The following is a 17,389-nucleotide window of genomic DNA, read 5'->3' as shown; positions in this document are numbered from 1 at the left end:
GCGCCTGCACCGTGCGCAGTACCTGGGCGGTTCCATCGCCAACTGCTGTTGGCAGCCGTGGTGGGCGCCCGACGTCGGACTCCCGCCTTGGGTGCCCGTCTCGCCTGTGGCGTCGCCGCCGCAGTGTCCGCAATAGCCGGCTTCCGTGGTCACAGCGACTTCTGGAGTTCCTTGATGGGCATGTTGAGCTCCACCAGGAGGTTGAGGTCCGCGGTGGCGGGGCGGCCAAGGGTGGTGAGGTAGTTTCCGACGATCACAGCATTGATTCCACCGAGCAAGCCCTCCCTGGTGCCGAGGTCTCCCAGGGTCAGTTCCCGGCCGCCCGCGTAGCGCAGCACCGTCCTGGGCATCGCGAGCCGGAATGCCGCGATGGCGCGCAGGGCGTCCTTGCCGTCCATGATTCCCTGGTTTTCCAGTGGGGTTCCGGGGCGGGGATTGAGGAAATTCAACGGGACCTCGTGCGGCTCGAGTGCGGCGAGCTGGGCTGCGAGTTCGGCTCTTTGGTGGAGCGACTCGCCCATACCGATCAGGGCGCCGCAGCACAGCTCCATCCCGGCGGCCTTGACCATGGCGCAGGTTTCCAGGCGTTCTTCGTAGCTGTGCGTGGTGACGACCTCGGGGAAGTAGCTACGGGCAGTTTCGAGGTTGTGGTTGTAGCGGTGGACGCCCCACTCCTTGAGCTGGTCCACTTGGCGCTGGGTGAGCATGCCCAGCGAGCACGCGATGTTGATGTCCACTTCCTCGTTGATGCGGTCGATGGCGAATTTGATCTGGTTCATCAGCTTGATGTCCGGACCGCGGACGGCTGCGACGATGCAGAACTCGGTGGCGCCAGTGGCGGCCGTTTCCTTGGCGGCCTTCACGAGTTCCGGGATGTCCAGCCAGACGCCGCGGACGGGGGAATCGAACAGGCCGGACTGGCTGCAGAAATGGCAGTCCTCGGGGCAGCCTCCGGTCTTGATGGAGATGATGCCCTCCACCTCCACATCCTCGCCGCAATGCTTGAGCCGGACCTCGTGTGCCAGTTGCAGCGCAGCAGGGATCGCTTCGTCCGGCAGTTGGAGGATCTCTACAAGCTGGGCTTCATTCAGGCCTTCGCCGCGTTCCAGGACCTGCTCCCTTGCGAGGTCAAGAATGGCGTAACCAGTGGTTTCGTGGGTTGCTTCGGTGGTCATGCAGTAGACGGTATCCGCGCCGTGGAACAGCGGTTTTGTGGGGTGCGCACAATCCGGCAGTGCCCATTTTGGACGGCTCCTGCGAACAAAAGGCGTGACGCTTGGTGCAGAAGTTACAGCCGTGAAACACGCTCGTGACTGATTTGACGCGCCGCGTGACTAGCGTCGTGGGCGAACCATCGGCCAAGGAAAGTGATGACGCATGAGTGACGATGTAACGAGTACCCGGACACTGGAGCCGACGACGGCGGCGAGTACCGCCGTCGTAAGCGGCGCCCCGATCGCGGCAGCGGCAGGCAACGCCGACGCGATGAGCGCGGCAAAGGAGAGCCTGGAAGACTACACCCTTCGGTTCGCCCCGCGGTCCTACCGGAAGTGGAGTGCCGGTGTGGTGGCGACGAGTGCTCTGGGCGGCATCGCGTATCTTGCCGACTTCTCCATCGGTGCCAACATTGGCATCGCCTACGGCACGGTGAACGCGATCCTGGGCATCGTGGTGGCGGCGGTCATCATCTTCGCTACCGGTTTTCCGTTGGCCTATTACGCCGCCCGGTACAACATCGACCTGGACCTCATCACCCGCGGTTCGGGCTTCGGCTACTACGGTTCCGTGGTCACGAACGTTATCTTCGCGACGTTCACGTTCATCTTCTTCGCCCTTGAAGGCTCCATCATGGCCCAAGGACTTGAGCTCGGCCTTGGCGTGCCCCAGTGGTTGGGCTACGCGGTGTCAACCATCATCATCATTCCGCTGGTGATCTACGGGATGAAGACCCTCGCCACGTTGCAGGTGTGGACCACACCCCTATGGCTGCTCCTGATGGTGGTCCCCGTGGGCTACCTGGTCATCTCCCACCCGGAAAGCATCGATTCCTTCTTCGCCTACACGGGTGAATCAGGTGACGGAGGGCCAAACCTGGCCTCCGTGATGCTCGCTGCGGGTGTGTGCCTCTCACTCATGGCCCAGATCGCCGAACAGATCGACTACCTGCGTTTCATGCCACCCAAGACCGCCGCGAACAAGGGCGCCTGGTGGCGTGCAGTGATCCTTGCCGGACCGGGTTGGGTCCTGTTCGGTGCCATCAAGCAGATCGTTGGTCTGTTCATCGCGATCTACCTCATTGCCACGCTGGATCCGGCCGCCTCGGTGCATGCCAACGAACCCGTGCACCAGTTCCTTGGCGTGTACCAGGAGATGATGCCCGCCTGGCTGGCCATGACCCTCGCGGTTGTCCTAGTGGTGATCTCGCAGATCAAGATCAACGTCACCAACGCCTACTCCGGGTCACTCGCCTGGACCAACTCCTTCACCCGGATCACCAAGACCTACCCGGGCCGCATGGTGTTCGTAGTGGTCAACCTGGTCATTGCCCTGATCCTGATGGAGTCCAACATGTTCGACTTCCTCAACACCATCCTGGGGTTCTACGCCAACTGCGCCATGGCCTGGGTGGTCACGGTGGCCTCGGACATTGCCATCAACAAGTACCTCCTGAAGATTTCGCCCAAAGTTCCGGAGTTCCGCCGCGGCATGCTCTACGCCATCAACCCGGTGGGCTTCGTGTCCATGCTGGTCTCCGCAGGGGTCTCCATCGCGGTGTTCTTCGGAGCCCTAGGTTCCGCCGTGCAGCCGTACTCGCCGATCTTCGCCGTGGTCCTGGCGCTCGCGTTGCCGCCGGTCCTCGCCCTGTGGACCCGGGGACGCTACTACCTCCGCCGGACCGACGACGGCATTGATCTCCCCATGTTCGACTCCGACGGCAACCCCAGCGACGCCAAACTCCACTGCCACGTCACGGGCCTCGAGTTCGAGCGACCGGACATGCTGCGGTCGGCCCAGGACGGGCCCGACGGCGAACCCCAATACATCTCGTCCCTCGCCTTGTCCACGGACAAGTCAGGCGCATTGGTGCTGCCGGCTTCTGAACGGTAACTGTCCGCACCCGGCCAAGATGCAGCAGGGCGCGTTGTGGCATCACAGCGCGCTCTGCTGTCTTTGGGTTAGCGGCTGAAGAGCTTCTTGGTGAATTTTGCGAGGCGGCCGGGTTCTTTCGAGGGGTCGATGATGGTTGGTTCCACTGTCAGGTCGGTTCCGCGCTCCGTGACCGGGCGGCGTCGGTTCTTCCAGTCGACCGAGTTGAACTGGGGGTTGTAGACGGGTGGGGTGATGCCTTCGGCACGGAAAATATCCCACATCCAGGGCGGGATGTTGTCGACGGTGCGGGGATACTTCAGCAGGTGTTGGGCCCAGTGCTTGGCGACGGCCGGTTCGCCGCCTGGATACCAGTGCCCATCACTCATTTTTTGAAGGTGCTCTTCGTCAAAGACTTCCAAGCGTCCCGGGGCAGTGGGAAACACCTGAACCTCTGCTGTGGTCCAGACACCCACTCCACGAACGTAGGACCGATTTCTAACTTCGGTGAGCCAAACTTCCAGGGCCTCGTGAGAAAACCGGTTGCCCTCGAACCCGTATGATCGTGAGCCCTCGGTGGTTGTGATCTTTCCCCATCCGAATGTGTCACGTCCTCGGAACAAGAGCCGCCGGAACACCGCAAGGTCTCCTGCCGCGAAACCCTTGGGGCCGAACGCCTCGACTCTCAGTGCCTCGAGCCCGTCACTAACAAGCTGATCTGTGGCATCGGGAAAAGTAGTCACTGGAAGTCCTGCTCATCTGCTGGCAAATTGTTGAAGACGCGGGAGATCCGTTCATCTGTCCCAAAGGCATAGGTTAGCCGGGTTGAGGCCGGGACGCCTGCCGTGTCTCCGCCCACTAGTTCCATTTCCCATGTGAGATCCACTGGGTCTCCGGCAGTGAATTTAGTTTTGACACTATTGATCACTTTCATCTCGACCTCGTGGAAATTTTGTTCATCATTGGGGGTGCCAGCTCCGCGGTTTTGCCACTGATGCTGCGGGAAGAGACCGGCTTTCTCCCCTATGAAACCGAGGGCGGACGGGCTGGCGTGGCCGCCGTCGTAGCCGGGTCCGCCGAGCCTGCCGGCCTTCCATTGTTGGTAGCCGTTCCGGTTCGAATTCCCTACGAGGGTGGAGACTACGTGGCCCTTGGCGGACGCGAGGTGGGCGTACTGGTCCATGACGAGGGTGAACGTGTTCCGCAGGCCGCCGTCCACTTCGGCAATGACGTTGTAGGTCACGTTGGGCATGGGTTTGTTCAGCTCCGGTGACCATGCGCCCCTCACGCCTGCGTAAGTGTCCACGCGGGTGACTCGCCCGGTTTCGTCGGTGTAGTACTTCTCAAGGGAGGGTACGTCGACGTTTCCGTCGCTGCCTTTCATGACGCGCCGGTTCTCCACGATGTACTCGGTGTTGGGCTTGAGGTTGGTGCGGGCGGCGAAGTTTTCCCTGCGGTGGATCGGGAAGCTGGGGTCACCGTGCCTCAGCGTCACGGTGTCGGTGACGTGCCCGGGTTTGGGGAACCTGGTCTCCATCGCCGAGGCAAATGACGACCGCGGGGTGTCCGGTTCTGCGCGGTGGGACGGCGTGAAAGCGGTCGGGTTGTCCTCCCGGATCTTTGCGGCTTTGGCCTCGAGCCCGTCGGCAAGACCGGTGTGGGTGTGGGTGAGGGTCCCGTGGGCGTCGGGAAACGCGGCTCTAGGCAGGACTGCGTCTGCGGCCCGTACTCCGTCGGCGAGCTTGGTAAGGGCCTCGGCCGTGGCACGCTTGGCGCCGGTGACGAGTTCGCCTGCCGCTGTTGGAACAGCTCCAGCAAACTTCCAGGCACCGACGCTGGCTTTGGTCAACGCGGCTTGGATCTTCGCCGTAGTGGCGGGGGCGAGGATGTCCGAAACTTTCAACGCCAGGGAGCCCGGCTTGGCCAGGAAGTCCCCGACGGTGAGAAGGATGTGGGAGCTCGCGGCGAGCCTGGCGGCCAACGCCTCGTACTTGCCACTCTCCACGGCCGCTATGGACATCCGTCCGGCGAGTGCCCCCGCCTTGCTGAAGACCGTCCCTGACTTGATGAGTGCCCCCGCGCCGTAGCCCACGAAAGCACTGGCCACCGTGAACATGTTTTGGCCCGCGGCCCAGTTCGGATTGGTGGCGAAATCGTTGGTGTGGATCAGAGCGGGTCCGAGGGATCCGAGCAGTTCCTCGGCCTGGGCCACCTCCTCGGCGTGCTCCTTCCGGTAGCCCTCGTTTACTTTGGCCCAATTAACAGTTAGAGCAGCACTGGCCAGGGCGCCGACCCCACCCCAAGCCAGCTCGGATTTAGTTTCGTTTCCGGTCCCCACGAATGACCACACGCCGTCCACAAGCTCAATCGCGCCGGCGCCAAAGCCCTGGATGAACCCCAGAGCGTCGTGTGGCCGGTACGGCACTGTCGCCCGGCCCCACGGCGGTTCCGGCTCGGGGTGGTCCACGCCAAGTGTGGTCCCGGCGTCGTACAGGATCTCATCCACCACGCTGCCCGACCGCAGATCGACGTGTGGCAGCGCGTTGGCTGTGTAGACGGTGCCGCCGGACACCTCCGCAAGGGATGCGGCGCAGGTGTTTTGCGCTGTCAGGTATTCCTCATGGATTGCCTTGATATCAGCGGCAAGCCGGGCGCGCCTGTCGCTGAGGTCGGCGTCGCCGCTCCATGTCCGGTGCTCGGTAATGGTGATCTCGTCATCCTTGAGCCGGTGGGTGACCTCAACGCTGGTGGGATAGACCGAGATGTCCGCATCCAAGGTGTGTACAGCCCGGCCGTACGCCGCCAAACGAAGCTTCAAGTCCCGGCACGTGGTGGAGAACGTCTCCAGGGCCGTTGCCGAGGCCTTCGCTGTGCCTTGGACGCGCTGCGCGGTGGGGGTCAGATGATCAAAGGCCGACAGTACGGTCGCCGAATCATCGGTCTTGTACGAGGTGGAGAGCTGCCGCCACAGCGCGGTGGTGGTGCAGAAATCCGTCAGGAAATCATCAGCGTGCTGCCGCAACGAACGTGCTCCGGCATCCAGGTCGTCAACATCGGGCAACGCAAAACCACCCGAAGGATTCAACCCGGACGACGTCTCAGGGAAGGCACTCATCCCTAACCCCGCAAGGGCAGGGCGGGGCCGCCATGGACCGGTGACGGGTCGGGAGCCTCCACTTGGGCAGCGCTGCGCTGGGCGACGGCGGCCATGTCCAGGTCACCTTGCCGGTAGAAGGCCAGGGCCTTCGCCGTGGAGGTGATGATCGTCTCTGACCGGCTGGCCACCTCGGTGGCAGCAGGCGTGAGTTTCAGTTCCACCACGTCATTGAGTGCATTCAGGACCGCTGCAGCGTCCGGTGGGATCGCCTCTGCCGTTTTTTGCAGTGCCTTACCCATCCCGGCAACTGATGGTTGCGTCGTCTCAATCTGTGACGCAGCGGCCGTCAGCGTAGTGGTCGCAGCAGCCAAGTCGATATCCCAAACACCCATCAAGAAACCCCCAACAGCCTCGATCCTTCACCCACCGGGAAACTGATGGGTGGCGCAGACCGGAATTGGTCACACGGCCGGGGTCATTGTGAGCACACGAAAATCGGTCTAGGTGGCAAAAAATGGCCTCCCTAGACCGAAACAGGGGAAATTAGGTGCTGATATCCAAAAATTAGGTGGAAGAGAAAATCATCTAGGTGGTGGACTTCCTGGTTGCGCGCACGCAAAAAGGACGCCTTGGCCGGTGAGCCAAAGCGTCCTTTTCGCTAATGCAGGTTACTTGTCGAAGGCGTCCTTTGCGGCGTCCTTGACGTTTTCGCCGGCCTGCTTGGCCTTGGCGGCGGCCTGGTCGGCGACGCCCTCAGCCTGCAGTTTCTCGTTGTTGGTAGCGTCACCAAGGGCTTCCTTAGCCTTGCCGGTGACTTCCTGGGCCTTGTTGCTGATCTTGTCTCCGAGTCCCATGAGGGCCCCCTTCCGGATAGTCGAACGCTGACAATCGCTAGATTACCTAGCAATTCTGTAAGTTTGCTGAGTACCCGCTGCGGTCTTCCGGAGCGTTGGCATCAGGGCTTGAGGACCACCTTGATGCAGCCGTCCTCCTTCTTCTGGAACTTCTCGTAGAGCTCCGGTGCCTTCTCCAGACCACCGGTGTGGGTGACCAAATGCATGACTCCCAGCGGATCGGCGTCGTCCTCTACCAAGGGGAGCAGCTGGTCAGTCCAGCGGCGCACATTGCACTGCCCCATGCGGAGTTGTATTTGCTTGTCGAACATCGTCATCATCGGCATAGGGTCCGCTTGCCCGCCATACACGCCGCTGAGGGAGATGGTCCCACCGCGGCGCACCAGATCGACGGCGGTGTGCAAGGCAGCCAGCCGGTCCACGCTGATGGTCTCCATGGCCACCTGCGCCGGCTTGTCCGGAAGGAGCGAAACGGCTTTGTGGAGGAATGACGCCACGGGGGAGCCGTGCGCCTCCATGCCCACTGCGTCCACGACGGAATCAGGTCCCCGGCCGAGGGTTGTGCCCCGGATCATTTCCGAGATGTCGGGGCTGTAGTCCATCGTCTCCACGCCATGATCTTCTGCCATCGCCCGACGTTCAGGGACCGGGTCCACGCCAATGACCCGGAAGCCTTTGTGTTTGCCAATCCTGGCCGCGAACTGTCCAACAGGCCCCAGCCCCAAAACGGCGAGCGTACCGCCGTCGGGGACGTTGGCATACTCGACGGCCTGCCAAGCGGTGGGCAGGATGTCCGAAAGGAACAGGTACCGCTCATCGGGCAGGTCGGAGTCCACCTTGACGGGGCCGTAGTCGCCGAACGGAACCCGTAGGTATTGTGCCTGTCCGCCGGGAACGGAACCGTACAGCTCGGAGTAGCCAAAGAGTGCCGCCCCGGAGTGCTTCTCCTTGACCTGGGTGGTTTCACACTGCGACTGCAGGCCCTGGTTGCACATGTAGCAGCGGCCGCAGGAGATATTGAACGGGACCACCACGCGGTCGCCCTTTTTCAGCCTGTGGACTTCGGACCCCACTTCTTCCACAATGCCCATGGGCTCGTGCCCTATGACGTCGCCCTTGTGCATGAAAGGCCCGAGGACCTCGTAGAGGTGCAGGTCCGAGCCGCAAATTGCTGTCGAGGTAATCCGAACAATTACATCCGTGGGTTCCTGGATGATCGGATCCGGTACGTCAACGACGCCCACAGAGCGTCGTCCCTGCCATGTCACTGCTTTCATCATTGATCTCCCTGCTCTTGCCTGGAGTAGTCCCGCGCTGCAGGAGACCTTCCCAGCGAATCAGAGTCCCGGCCCGCGCACAAGGACCCGGACTCCTCGGGAGCTGCCGCCCCGCCTGCGTTAGTAAGCAACCTGATGAAAAGTGTTAATATGGTGGGAGGTACAAACATTTGTCGGACAGCGAAGACCGGGGAGTGAAGGCATGGCGTTTGGAAGCGGGGCCGGCGGGGTACACCACGATCACGGCGGTGACCGCGCACAGCGTGGGCTAGGAGCGGCGCCCAAGAAAGCCGTTCACCAAGGAGGCAATCCACGTGGATACCGGGCAATTGGTTTTGATTATCGTAGTGGCCGTCATCGTCATAGCCGCGGTGATTATCGCGGTGGTGGTTGGTCGGCGGAAAAAGACTGAAGCGAACCGCCGTCGGGCAGTAGATCTGCGCGAAAAGGCGGACCAGGAAGCCGTAGGTGCCCATCAGGCCAAAGTAGAGTCCGCCCAGGCGGAAGCGGCTGCCGTCCAGGCTGAAGCCGAAGCGAACCGGCTCCGCCGCGAAGCCGAGCGCCATTCGACACAAGCCAAGGAAGCCAGTGAGCGGGTAGACGAACACCTTCGCCACGCGGACAAAGTAGACCCCGATGTGCGCACCAATAAGGACGGGACACACAGTTCGGAACAGGCCCGCACCGACGATGACGTCCGGGCGCAGGTGGCTGAGCCCCAGGGGCAAAGGCTGACCCGGGACCGTACCGGCCGCAATGACGGGATTCCGGACGGCACGGGGCGTGACAGAAACGTAGCTGAGGGCTCGGCGCGCGAAGAATCCGTGCGCGAGAGGCCTTTACGGGACGGCGATAGGAACGCATAGTTTCTAGGAAGAGACGGAGGACGAAAGTGAGCATCGTGGTAAGGCGGACAGGGCAGGCGATGCGCTCGACGGAAGTCAAGCCAAACAGGCATTCGGTTGATGTGGTCCTGGGCCACTTGGGCGAGATTGGCCCGGCTGTTGCTGCCCTGCGGCGGGAATCATCGAGGCTGGCGGAGTGGGGCGAGGAATTGGCCCGCGTAAAGCTTCGCGGCGGCAGGATCTTCGCGGCTGGAAGCAAGGGGTCCGCCCATGAAGCTGACCGTTTCACCATTGAGTTGGCCGTGCATGATGCCCGCAACGGAGGCGACGGCTCGGCTTTCACCACCATCACTGCCCGCAAGGATGGTGACGGCATTGGTGCGCAGCTCACGGAACAGGTCCGTAAAGGCGACATCGTGGTGCTGTTCGCCTCGGGTGGCATCGCCGATGATCTCCGCGACGCCGCAGCCGCCGCCAAGTCCGCCGGGGCCAAAGTGTGGGCGCTGACAGGCAAGGAGTCCAAGGACTTGGGGCAGTTGGTCAGTGAGGCCATCTGCGTCAACACGGACCCGCCCCACGCCGAAGAAGCGCACCTGGTGGCCGTCCTGACGCTCTGCGAGTGCTTCGACGAATCGATACGGGAGCTCAGCAAGTAGGGGAAACTGGCCGGCGCGCGCCTGTCATCGGGCTGTGATCTGCGCCTCATCTGGAATAGTTGCAGACGCCGCACAGTTGGGCAGAGTGAACCTGATTCATTCTGAAAGGAACTGCGCATGCTGTTTTCTCCACTGGCACTCGGTGAGCTCGAACTTCCCAACCGACTGGTCATGGCGCCCCTGACCCGCCTGCGCGCGGGCCTGGAAGGTGTTCCGAACGACCTCATCGCCGAGCACTACCGCCAGCGCGCTTCCCTCGGCCTGATCGTCAGCGAAGGCACTTATCCCACGCCTGCCGGCCAGTCCTACACGGGCCAGCCCGGCCTCGTCACTGAGCAGCAGATCGCGGGCTGGAAGAAGGTCACGGACGCCGTCCACGCCGACGGTGGCAGGATCTTCGCCCAGGTGATGCACGGTGGCCGCGTTTCGCACGCTGACATCACGGGTGGCCACGAGATCGTCGGACCCAGCGCCGTTGCCATCGAAGGTGAACTCCGCACACCGAAGGGCAAGCAGGCGTACCCGGTGCCGCGCGAACTGCGCACCGACGAGCTCCCCGCCGTGATCCAGGAAATCGTCACAGCTTCCCGCAACGCCATCGAGGCAGGGTTCGACGGCGTGGAACTCCACTCCGCCAACGGCTACCTGCTCCACGAGTTCCTTGCTCCCAACTCGAATGTCCGCACCGACAGCTACGGTGGCTCGCCGGAAAACCGTGCACGGTTCGTCATCGAAACGGTCAACGCTGTGGTGGAAGCCCTCGGCGCTAACCGCGTCGGCATCCGGATTTCGCCCGAGCACAACGTTCAGGGAATCGCGGAGGTGGACGCTGCTGACGTGCGCGCCACCTACGAGGTTCTGGTGGACACCATCGCTCCGCTGAACCTCGCGTACCTCAGCATCCTGCACCACGATCCCAAGGGGTCCCTGGTGCAGGACCTCCGCGAGCGTTTCAACGGCACGTTCCTGGTGAACACCGGCTTCAGTGAGATCACTACGCGTGATGAGGCGATCGCCCTGGTTGCGGATGGTCTCGCCGACGGCGTGGTTGTTGGCCGTCCCGCGATCGCCAATCCTGACCTCGCACGCCGCTGGCGCGAAGGCCTGCCCGTCAACGAACCGAACGCGGCCACGTTCTACGCTGACGGCGCAGAGGGCTACACGGACTACCCGTTCTACGCCAACTAAAGCGCGAAGCACCCCAGCAGGACCTCGACGCCGGCACTCACCCGAGTGCCGGCGTCGCACGTTAACCGGTGCGAACCCAACTGGATCGCAGATCAGGCCGTTCCCAGCCCTGGGAACGACTTGATCTGCGACGTAGATGGGGGAGCGGGGGCGGAATGTGACGCCGAAAAGGAGGGCGCTTTTCGGGATGTTGGAGGGTTGGGCAGGGCGTTCCTATAGGATTTGGGCATGCCTGAAGCTTCCCCGAGCTCCGTCCGTACCGGCTTTCCCGTGAGCCGCCAAGTCCTTGCCGACCATGTTTATGAGGCCCTCCTTGAGTGGCTCATGGACGGTCGGCTGGAGCCGGGTGCGGCCGTGAGCATCGACGGGATGGCCCGGGAACTTGAGGTCTCGCCCACTCCCGTGCGCGAGGCACTGGCCAGGTTGGAGCACACCGGTATGGTCCGGCGTGTGGCGCTCAAGGGTTATCGCGTGGCTCCGGTCTTCACCCGTGAAGATTTCGCCGAGCTCATGGAAGCGCGGCTATCGATCGAGCCGGTCAACGCGCGGTTGGCGTGCACAAGGATGACTCCGGAAGGGCTGGATGCATTGAAGCAGGCCGTGGAGGATTTGAAGACGGCGCCTCGGGGTGGCACGTTCGCGGAGTACCGGAGCTACCTCGAAGCTGATGAGCGCTTCCACCAACTCATCGCGGCCCAGGCCAACAACCAGTTCCTTCTCGCCGCCTACAACACCCTCGGTGGGCAGATTCAACGCTTCCGCTTATTCGGGGGAGTGGGCATCACGGACGCCGAGCAGGCCATCGCTGAGCATCAGGCCGTCCTCGATGCCATGCTGGGTGGCGATCCAGAGCAGGCCGCCCAGGCGATGGTTCACCACGTTGAGCAGGTCCGCGGCCGGGCAATCGCCGACGCTCCCCAGGGCTGAGCCCCTCCGGAAGAACACGTGTGGCGCGGCCGTTCGCGCCGTTCGCACCGGTTTTGCGTGGGTGGCGCACCCGTTTGCGCCCCGTGCTCCCGTGGTTACGGGTGCGGTTGGCGGCAGGTGGTGCGCCCCGCCTGTGAGCCCTTCCGGCGCACACGTTCGCGCCGTTCGCACCGGTTTTGCGTGAGTGGCGCACCCGTTCGCGCCTCGTGCTCCCGCGGTTACGGGTGCGGTTGGCGGCAAGTGGTGCGCCCCGCCCGTGAGCCCTCCCATGATCCCCTTCACAATCATATGTAAGACATATAGGATCTAGGAAGTTTCCAGCAGAGGGTTGACAGCTTTGCTTGATTCGTAAATCCTATAGGAAACAGGATTCCACGAAGGAGTGATCACACATGGCGTACACCGCCGACAACTGGCCCATCACCGCGGCCCTCCTGCAGTTCCCGGGCACTGACGCCTCGGGCTTGCAGGTCAACGACGCCGACGCTTCCGTGTGGGCCGAGGTATTCCAGGAAGTGAAGGATGCAGGTTTCGCCAACGCAGACCTCACCGACAGCTGGATCCGTCCCGGCGACCTCAGCAAGGAGCGCCTCGCCGAGTTCAAGCAGACGGCCGACGAAGTGGGCATCGGAGTCCCCGTCATCTCCGCCATCCGCCGCAGCGTCATCCACCAGGAGGACTGGGCCGAGAACCTCGCGTACAGCCACCGCACCATCGACGCCGCAGCGGAACTCGGCTGTGAAGTTGTCTCCTTCGGCCTCCACCAGGCCATCACCCCCGAACAGCAGAAGCAGCTGTGGTTTTGGACCGTGGAGGGTTACAAGGACCCGTTCGGTGACAAGGAAGCATGGAACAACGCAGTGTCCCGCATTCGCGAACTCGGACAGCACGCGGCTGAGGCAGGCATCCTGGTCTCCCTGGAAATGTACGAGGACACCTTCCTCGGCACCGGCGATTCCTCCGTCCAACTGGTCCAGGACATCGGACTGGACAACGTTGGGCTCAACCCGGACCTTGGCAACCTGATCCGCTTGCACCGACCCATCGAGGACTGGCGCGAACTGGTCTACAAGACCCTGCCGTACTCCAACTACTGGCACATGAAGAACTACATGCGCGACGAGGATGTGGCCCGCGACAGCTACATCGCCATGCCCGCGCCGATGGAGAGCGGGCTGATCAACTACCGCGAGGCCTTCAAATACGCACTTTCCGTTGGCTTCCAGGGCATTCTCTGCGTGGAGCACTACGGGGGAGACGGTCTCAGCGTCACCGCGAGCAACCAGGACTACCTGCGCCGCCACGTCCTGCCCAAGAAGGACGGCTACGCACTGGGCCAGAGCAAGGTTGCCCAAGGTCGCCAGCCCGCGTCCACCCAGTTCGCAGGGGTCTAGGAAACCATGACGCAGATTTTCGATAACCCGGCAGACTTCGCTGATGAGGCGTTGGACGGCTTCGTAGCCGCCAACCGCAACTCCGTGGCCCGCGTTGACGGCGGCGTGGTCCGCTCCACCGAGGTTCCCGCAGGACAGGTAGCGCTCGTAATCGGCGGCGGCTCGGGACACTACCCTGCGTTTGCCGGCCTGGTTGGGCCGGGGCTTGCGGCAGGCTCGGCCTGCGGCAACATGTTCGCTTCCCCGGCTGCCAGCCAGGTGTACCGGGTGGCCAAGGCCGCGAATGCCGGTGGCGGTGTGCTGCTGAGCTACGGTAACTACGCCGGCGACGTCCTCCACTTTGGCCAGGCCCAGCTGCGGCTCAACGCCGAGGGAATCGAGACCCGCACTGTGCTGGTCACGGATGACATTGCCAGCGCGCCCATCGATGAGATTGGGAAGCGCCGGGGCATCGCCGGGGACCTCACCGTTTTCAAGATCGCAGGAGCCGCTGCTGAAGCGGGACTGGACCTTGACGACGTCGAGCGTTTAGCCATCAAGACCAACTACCGCACGCGTTCGCTCGGTGTGGCCTTCGACGGTTGCACCCTGCCCGGTGCCAAGGATCCGTTGTTCCACGTCCCCGCGGGGCAGATGTCCCTTGGGCTTGGAATCCACGGCGAACCGGGGATCTCCGAGCACCCCCTGCCCACGGCCTCCGAGCTTGCCGAGCTCCTGGTGACCAGGCTCCTCGCGGACAAGCCCGAGGACTCGGGGGACCGGGTAGTTGCGATCGTCAACGGCCTGGGCACGGTGAAATACGACGAACTCTTCCTGCTCTACGGCAAGATCGAGAAGCTCCTCACTGCCGCAGGTCTCACGATCGTTGAGCCCGAATGCGGCGAACTCGTAACCAGCCTGGACATGTCCGGGCTGTCCCTGACACTCCTGTGGCTGGACGAAGAGCTGGAACAGTATTGGTCCGCCCCTGCCGACACTCCCGCCTTCCGCAAGGGAAGCATGGCGCCGCGCGCACTCCGCACCTCAGCGCTGACGGACGACGCCGAAACCTCCGAAAGCGAGCAGCCCACCCCTGCGGCGGCTGAACTCGGGCGGGAGGCCGTCGCCGTCATTGCCCAGGTGAGGGATGTCGTCGTCGAGCATGAAGAAGCACTCGGCAAGCTGGACGCGATCGCCGGCGACGGCGACCACGGGATCGGCATGCGCCGCGGCGTGGAGGCGGCTGCTGCAGCCAGCGAGGCAGCGTCCGGTTCCTCGGTGGCCCGCGTCCTCCTCGCAGCCGGCGAGGCCTGGAGCGAAAAGGCCGGCGGTACCTCGGGCGCCCTCTGGGGCTCGGCTGTCATTGCCGCAGGGCAGGCACTCGGCAACCGGAATTCGTACAGCGCGGCTGACGCGCGTGGCGTCGTGGCCGCTTTCGCCAACGCCATCACCGAACTCGGCAAGGCAGACGCCGGGGACAAGACCATGGTGGACGCCCTCCTGCCGTTCCGGGATGCGTTCCTGGCAGAGCTCGACGGCGGTGCACCCGTGGACCGGGCACTGGCACTCGCCGCTGCGGCAGCCGAGTCCGCTGCGGCGGCAACCGCCGAACTGCGGCCGTTGAAGGGCCGTGCGCGTCCCTTGGCGGAAAAGAGCCTCGGCCATCCGGACCCCGGAGCGGTCTCCTTCGGACTGATTGCAGCACGCATTTCCCAATTTTTCGATTCACAACTGGCCGCTGCCTCTGTGCCGGCCGGAGACGGAGCATAAGCATGACCAACACCCAAGGCTGGCGAATCGTGGTCGGCAACGATGAAGCAGGCGTTGAGTATAAGAACGCCCTCAAAGCCCTGCTCGAAGCCGACCCGCGTGTGGCTTCCGTGACCGACGTCGGCGTTGGCGCCAACGACTCCACCGCGTACCCGCACGTCGCCGTGGACGCAGCCCGCAAGGTGGCTGAAGGCGAAGCGGACCGTGCTTTGTTGATCTGCGGAACAGGCCTCGGAGTAGCCATCGCGGCCAACAAGGTCCCCGGAATCCGCGCTGTCACGGCACACGACGCATACTCGGTTGAGCGCTCCGTGCTGAGCAACAACGCCCAGATCCTCACCCTCGGCCAGCGGGTGATTGGCTTGGAGCTGGCCAAGAAACTCGTGGGCGAATGGCTCGGCCACCGCTTCGATGAAAACTCCGCGTCCGCCGCCAAGGTGGACGCCATCTGTTCCTACGAACCCGACTACACGAAGGCGGTCTGATCATGACCTCAACGCAAACCCAAGCCCGGAAGATCGCCGTCGTAGGTTCCGGCTACATGGGCGGCGGCATCGCCCAGGTGCTTGCCCTTGGCGGTGCCCGCGTGGCCCTCGCGGACGTGTCCGCCGAAGTTGCCCAGAAGAACTACGACCGCCTGCTCGAAGAGTCGGATCAGTTCATCGCGGACGGCCTCTTCCCGGAAGGCTCCACGGAGATCCTCAAGCAGAACCTGTGGGCAGCCAAGGACATCGAAGAAGCCGTTGCCGACGCAGATTTCATCGAAGAGGCTGTCCCGGAAGTCCTGGAGATCAAGCACCAGACTCTGGCCCGGATCAGCGCGGCGGCCAAGCCGGATGCCTTGATCGGTTCCAACACGTCCACCATCTCCATTGCGGCCCTCGCGGAGGCAGTCACCAACCCGGAACGCTTCCTGGGCGTGCACTTCTCCAACCCTTCGCCGTTCATCCCGGGCGTCGAGGTCATCCCGCACGCCGGTACTTCCGTGGAAACTGTGTCCGCATCGCGTGACCTCGTCCACGCGGCAGGCAAGCAGACCGCCGTCGTGAAGGACGTCACCGGCTTCGTGCTCAACCGCCTGCAGTACGCGCTGTTCCACGAAGCGGCGCAGCTGGTGGAGCAGGGGATCGCAACGGCGGACGACGTCGACACCCTGGTCCGCACGACGTTCGGCTTCCGCTTGCCGTTCTTTGGGCCATTTGCCATCGCGGACATGGCCGGCCTGGACGTCTACAACTTCTGCTACAAGTCCCTGCAGACCGGATTCCCGGAGCGCTTTGCGACGCCGAAGATCCTCTCCGACCTTGTGGAAGCAGGCAAGCTCGGCACCAAGACCGGTGCCGGGTTCCTCAACGTTCCCGCCGAACGGACCCCGGAACTCATCGCCTACCGCAACAAAGCCTATGTGGCCATGCAGAAGCTCATTGAAGAGCTTGGCCCGGCACCGATCAACTGACACTTTCCAGGAGCAAAGACATGACTTTCCCCGCATCACGCACCGCAGTGGTTACCGGTGCTGTCTCCGAGCGTGGTATTGGCCGCGCCACCGTCAACTACCTCTCAGCACAGGGGTGGAACATCGGCATCATCGACCTCGACGACGCCGCCTGCAAGGCCGCTGCCAAGGAGATCGCCGCTGAATACGGTGTCCAGGCCCACGGCGTAGGAGCCAACGTCTCCAGCGAAGCCGAAGTCCGGGCCGCGATCGATGAACTCGAGGCCGAACTGCCGCAAATCGTGGCACTGGCCAACGTGGCAGGCGTCAGCTCGCCCATCGGCTACCTGGAACTCGAGCCTGCCGAATGGGACCGCGTGCTCAGCATCAACCTCAACGGCGTGCACTTCGCAACCCGCCGCGTGGCCGAGTCCATGGTGAAGAACCGGATTGGCCGCATCGTAAACATCTCGTCCGTCTCGGCCCAGCGTGGCGGCGGCACGTTCTCCAAGACCCCGTACTCCGTGGCCAAGGCAGGCGTCATTGGCCTGACCCGCGCCACGGCACGTGAGCTGGGTGAATACGACATCACCGTCAACGCGATCTCGCCGGGCCCGATCGATACCGACATCATGGGCGGGACCCTCAGCGACCAGCGCAAGGACGAGCTGGTCAAGGACCTCGTGGTCAACCGCGTCGGCTCCACCCGCGACATCGCAGCAGCCATCGCCTTCCTCATCAGCGAGGACGCCGGGTACATCTCCGGCCAGACGCTGAATGTGGATGGCGGGCTGTACATGCACTAGGAACGTCATGCGGACCTGGACCCGTGAACGCAAGATCTACCTCGCCGTAGGCATCCTCGCCTGCGCAGTGGGCC

16 protein-coding genes are annotated in these 17,389 nt (G+C 63.4%); 10 read left to right on the top strand and 6 right to left on the bottom strand.

What is annotated here, in order from left to right:
- Positions 1-149: 149 nt before the first annotated feature.
- Positions 150-1,175: a biotin synthase BioB gene (gene bioB / locus ACH488_RS06470; RefSeq protein ID WP_397323014.1), complete on the bottom strand. Its 1,026-nt coding sequence runs from the start codon at positions 1,173-1,175 to the stop codon at positions 150-152.
- Between the two features lie 202 nt (positions 1,176-1,377).
- On the opposite strand from bioB, the gene ACH488_RS06465 reads away from it, so the two are divergent.
- Entirely contained in the window at positions 1,378-3,108 is a 1,731-nt protein-coding gene (locus tag ACH488_RS06465; protein WP_397323013.1) for a purine-cytosine permease family protein, read from the top strand.
- 68 nt (positions 3,109-3,176) lie between these two features.
- On the opposite strand, the gene ACH488_RS06460 is transcribed toward ACH488_RS06465, so the two are convergent.
- The 5 genes from ACH488_RS06460 to ACH488_RS06440 form a co-directional block, all read right to left on the bottom strand.
- Positions 3,177-3,476: a hypothetical protein gene (locus ACH488_RS06460; RefSeq protein ID WP_397323011.1), complete on the bottom strand. Its 300-nt coding sequence runs from the start codon at positions 3,474-3,476 to the stop codon at positions 3,177-3,179.
- A 350-nt stretch (positions 3,477-3,826) separates the two neighbouring features.
- On the bottom strand, positions 3,827-6,202 hold the full coding sequence (locus ACH488_RS06455; RefSeq protein WP_397323009.1) for a hypothetical protein: 2,376 nt from the start codon (positions 6,200-6,202) through the stop codon (positions 3,827-3,829).
- A gap of 2 nt (positions 6,203-6,204) precedes the next feature.
- Entirely contained in the window at positions 6,205-6,576 is a 372-nt protein-coding gene (locus tag ACH488_RS06450) for a DUF6507 family protein (protein WP_397323007.1), read from the bottom strand.
- Between the two features lie 276 nt (positions 6,577-6,852).
- Positions 6,853-7,038 (bottom strand): CsbD family protein, encoded by a 186-nt coding sequence (locus ACH488_RS06445; RefSeq protein WP_397323006.1) that lies wholly within the window; start codon positions 7,036-7,038, stop codon positions 6,853-6,855.
- 101 nt (positions 7,039-7,139) lie between these two features.
- A complete protein-coding gene (locus ACH488_RS06440; protein WP_397323302.1) occupies positions 7,140-8,315 on the bottom strand; it encodes a zinc-dependent alcohol dehydrogenase in 1,176 nt (391 codons plus the stop codon).
- Positions 8,316-8,629: 314 nt separating this feature from the next.
- On the opposite strand from ACH488_RS06440, the gene ACH488_RS06435 reads away from it, so the two are divergent.
- The 9 genes from ACH488_RS06435 (at position 8,630) to ACH488_RS06395 (ending at position 17,315) form a co-directional block, all read left to right on the top strand.
- Positions 8,630-9,181: a hypothetical protein gene (locus ACH488_RS06435; RefSeq protein ID WP_397323004.1), complete on the top strand. Its 552-nt coding sequence runs from the start codon at positions 8,630-8,632 to the stop codon at positions 9,179-9,181.
- 26 nt (positions 9,182-9,207) lie between these two features.
- Positions 9,208-9,816: an SIS domain-containing protein gene (locus ACH488_RS06430; RefSeq protein WP_397323003.1), complete on the top strand. Its 609-nt coding sequence runs from the start codon at positions 9,208-9,210 to the stop codon at positions 9,814-9,816.
- Between the two features lie 117 nt (positions 9,817-9,933).
- Positions 9,934-11,004, top strand: a complete 1,071-nt coding sequence (locus ACH488_RS06425; RefSeq protein ID WP_397323002.1) for an alkene reductase — start codon at positions 9,934-9,936, stop codon at positions 11,002-11,004.
- 228 nt (positions 11,005-11,232) lie between these two features.
- On the top strand, positions 11,233-11,931 hold the full coding sequence (locus tag ACH488_RS06420) for a GntR family transcriptional regulator (RefSeq protein WP_397323001.1): 699 nt from the start codon (positions 11,233-11,235) through the stop codon (positions 11,929-11,931).
- Positions 11,932-12,323: 392 nt separating this feature from the next.
- Entirely contained in the window at positions 12,324-13,325 is a 1,002-nt protein-coding gene (locus ACH488_RS06415) for a sugar phosphate isomerase/epimerase family protein (RefSeq protein ID WP_397323000.1), read from the top strand.
- Positions 13,326-13,331: 6 nt separating this feature from the next.
- A complete protein-coding gene (gene dhaL, locus ACH488_RS06410; protein ID WP_397322999.1) occupies positions 13,332-15,074 on the top strand; it encodes a dihydroxyacetone kinase subunit DhaL in 1,743 nt (580 codons plus the stop codon).
- 2 nt (positions 15,075-15,076) lie between these two features.
- Positions 15,077-15,559, top strand: a complete 483-nt coding sequence (locus ACH488_RS06405; protein ID WP_397322998.1) for a ribose-5-phosphate isomerase — start codon at positions 15,077-15,079, stop codon at positions 15,557-15,559.
- Positions 15,560-15,561: 2 nt separating this feature from the next.
- On the top strand, positions 15,562-16,530 hold the full coding sequence (locus ACH488_RS06400) for a 3-hydroxyacyl-CoA dehydrogenase family protein (RefSeq protein WP_397322997.1): 969 nt from the start codon (positions 15,562-15,564) through the stop codon (positions 16,528-16,530).
- Positions 16,531-16,550: 20 nt separating this feature from the next.
- Complete coding sequence (locus tag ACH488_RS06395; protein WP_397322996.1) at positions 16,551-17,315, top strand: SDR family NAD(P)-dependent oxidoreductase; 765 nt, start codon at positions 16,551-16,553, stop codon at positions 17,313-17,315.
- The last annotated feature ends 74 nt before the right edge of the window (positions 17,316-17,389 follow it).

The sequence above is a fragment of the Paenarthrobacter sp. NPDC018779 genome, from assembly GCF_044391085.1.
Lineage (GTDB): Bacteria > Actinomycetota > Actinomycetes > Actinomycetales > Micrococcaceae > Arthrobacter.
This window is presented reverse-complemented; position numbering and strand designations above follow the sequence as displayed.

Coding starts and splice junctions, on each gene's coding strand:
- bioB (WP_397323014.1), bottom strand. CDS start 1,175: ATGACCACCGAAGCAACCCACGAAACCACTGGTTACGCCATTCTTGAC.
- ACH488_RS06465 (WP_397323013.1), top strand. CDS start 1,378: ATGAGTGACGATGTAACGAGTACCCGGACACTGGAGCCGACGACGGCG.
- ACH488_RS06460 (WP_397323011.1), bottom strand. CDS start 3,476: ATGAGTGATGGGCACTGGTATCCAGGCGGCGAACCGGCCGTCGCCAAG.
- ACH488_RS06455 (WP_397323009.1), bottom strand. CDS start 6,202: ATGAGTGCCTTCCCTGAGACGTCGTCCGGGTTGAATCCTTCGGGTGGT.
- ACH488_RS06450 (WP_397323007.1), bottom strand. CDS start 6,576: ATGGGTGTTTGGGATATCGACTTGGCTGCTGCGACCACTACGCTGACG.
- ACH488_RS06445 (WP_397323006.1), bottom strand. CDS start 7,038: ATGGGACTCGGAGACAAGATCAGCAACAAGGCCCAGGAAGTCACCGGC.
- ACH488_RS06440 (WP_397323302.1), bottom strand. CDS start 8,315: ATGAAAGCAGTGACATGGCAGGGACGACGCTCTGTGGGCGTCGTTGAC.
- ACH488_RS06425 (WP_397323002.1), top strand. CDS start 9,934: ATGCTGTTTTCTCCACTGGCACTCGGTGAGCTCGAACTTCCCAACCGA.
- ACH488_RS06420 (WP_397323001.1), top strand. CDS start 11,233: ATGCCTGAAGCTTCCCCGAGCTCCGTCCGTACCGGCTTTCCCGTGAGC.
- ACH488_RS06415 (WP_397323000.1), top strand. CDS start 12,324: ATGGCGTACACCGCCGACAACTGGCCCATCACCGCGGCCCTCCTGCAG.
- dhaL (WP_397322999.1), top strand. CDS start 13,332: ATGACGCAGATTTTCGATAACCCGGCAGACTTCGCTGATGAGGCGTTG.
- ACH488_RS06405 (WP_397322998.1), top strand. CDS start 15,077: ATGACCAACACCCAAGGCTGGCGAATCGTGGTCGGCAACGATGAAGCA.
- ACH488_RS06400 (WP_397322997.1), top strand. CDS start 15,562: ATGACCTCAACGCAAACCCAAGCCCGGAAGATCGCCGTCGTAGGTTCC.
- ACH488_RS06395 (WP_397322996.1), top strand. CDS start 16,551: ATGACTTTCCCCGCATCACGCACCGCAGTGGTTACCGGTGCTGTCTCC.